General features: G+C 70.2%; 2 protein-coding genes. One reads left to right on the forward strand and one right to left on the reverse strand.

Translation table 11 applies throughout. The features are described from left to right. Positions 1-37: 37 nt before the first annotated feature. A complete protein-coding gene (locus tag P1P70_RS44225) occupies positions 38-1057 on the forward strand; it encodes a 1-aminocyclopropane-1-carboxylate deaminase (RefSeq protein WP_319248092.1) in 1020 nt (339 codons plus the stop codon). Positions 1058-1115: 58 nt separating this feature from the next. On the opposite strand, the gene P1P70_RS44230 is transcribed toward P1P70_RS44225, so the two are convergent. Then, positions 1116-1766, reverse strand: a 651-nt coding sequence (locus P1P70_RS44230) for a TerD family protein (RefSeq protein WP_319248094.1), incomplete at its 5' end; no start/stop codon positions are given.

Genomic DNA, 1766 nt, shown 5'->3' on the forward strand with positions numbered 1-1766 from the left:
ACGTACCGCCCCGCCCCACACCACCCCGGGAGGACCCGTGTCCCTTTCTACCTTCGAGCGCTATCCGCTCCTCTTCGGGCCCTCGCCGGTGCACCCGCTGGAGCGGCTGACCGCCCACCTGGGCGGCGCCGCCGTCTGGGCCAAGCGGGAGGACTGCAACTCCGGTATCGCGTACGGCGGAAACAAGACCCGCAAACTGGAGTACCTGGTCGCCGACGCCCTCGCGCAGGGCTGCGACACCCTCGTCTCCATCGGCGGTGTGCAGTCCAACCACACCCGTCAGGTCGCCGCCGTGGCCGCCCGTGCCGGGCTCAGGTGCGTGCTCGTGCAGGAGAGCTGGGTCGACTGGCCGGACGCCGTCTACGACAAGGTCGGCAACATCCTGATCAGCCGGCTCGCCGGCGCCGACGTACGGCTCGTCCGGGCCGGCTTCGGCATCGGCTTCAAGGAGAGCTGGGAACTGGCGCTCAGGGAGGTCGAGGAGAGCGGCGGCAAGCCGTACCCCATCCCGGCCGGCGCCTCCGACCACCCGCTCGGCGGCCTGGGCTTCGCCGGCTGGGCGTACGAAGTGGCCGAGCAGGAGAGGGAGTTGGGCGTCTTCTTCGACACCGTGATCGTGTGCTCGGTGACCGGCTCGACCCAGGCCGGCATGGTCGCCGGGTTCGCCGCGCTGGAGGAGGAGGGCGGACGGTCGCGCCGGGTCATCGGCATCGACGCCTCGGCCAAGCCGGACACCACTCGTGAGCAGATCGCCCGGATCGCCCACAACACCGGACAACTCATCGGCCTCAAGCGGAAGTTGACCGTTGCCGACGTGGAGCTGGACGAGCGGTACCACGCGGGGATCTACGGTGTCCCGGACGACGCCACCCTCGTCGCCATGCAGCTTGCGGCGCGCACCGAGGGCATGGTCACCGACCCCGTCTACGAGGGCAAGTCCATGGCGGGGATGGTCGACCTGATCGAGCGCGGCGAGATCGGTACGGAGTCCACCGTGCTCTACGCGCACCTCGGCGGGCAGCCCGCGCTGAACGCGTACAGCGGGGTGATCCAGTGAGCCGGGCGCGCTCCTGAGCCGGGCGCCCTCCTGAGCGGGGCGCCCGGCGACATCCGCGTCAGAGGGCCTGGGCTGCCGGCTTCACCATCCCCCTGACCGTGCGGGACTTCACGAAGTCGCCCATCGCGGTCATCTCCCACTCGCCGGAGAACTGCTTGATCAGCTTGGCCATCATCACGCCGGTCTGCGCCTCGGCGTTGGTGAGGTCGAAGCGGACCAGTTCCTCGCCGGTCGCGGCGTCGAGAAGGCGGCAGTAGGCCTTGGCGACCTCGGTGAACTTCTGACCGGAGAAGGAGTTGACGGTGAAGACCAGACCGGTGACGTCCTGGGGGAGCCGGCCGAGGTCGACCACGATCACCTCGTCGTCGCCCCCGCCCTCCCCGGTGAGGTTGTCGCCCGAGTGCTTGATCGCGCCGTTGACGATGGACAGCTTGCCGAAGTAGCAGCTGTCGATGTGGTTGCGCTGGGGGCCGTACGCGATGACCGACGCGTCCAGGTCGATGTCCTTGCCCCGGAACGCAGGCTCCCAGCCGAGGCCCATCTTGACCTGGGAGAGCAGCGGACGGCCGCCCTTGACCAGCGAGACCGTCTGGTTCTTCTGGAGGCTGACGCGGCCCTTGTCCAGGTTGATCTTCCCGGTGCCCGGCGCGGGCGGCGCCGCGGGAGCGGGGGGCGCCGGGGGCGCTGCGACGCGGGGGTCCATGGGCGG

Origin of the sequence: Streptomyces sp. MB09-02B, from assembly GCF_033794485.1 — a bacterium.
GTDB lineage: Bacteria > Actinomycetota > Actinomycetes > Streptomycetales > Streptomycetaceae > Streptomyces.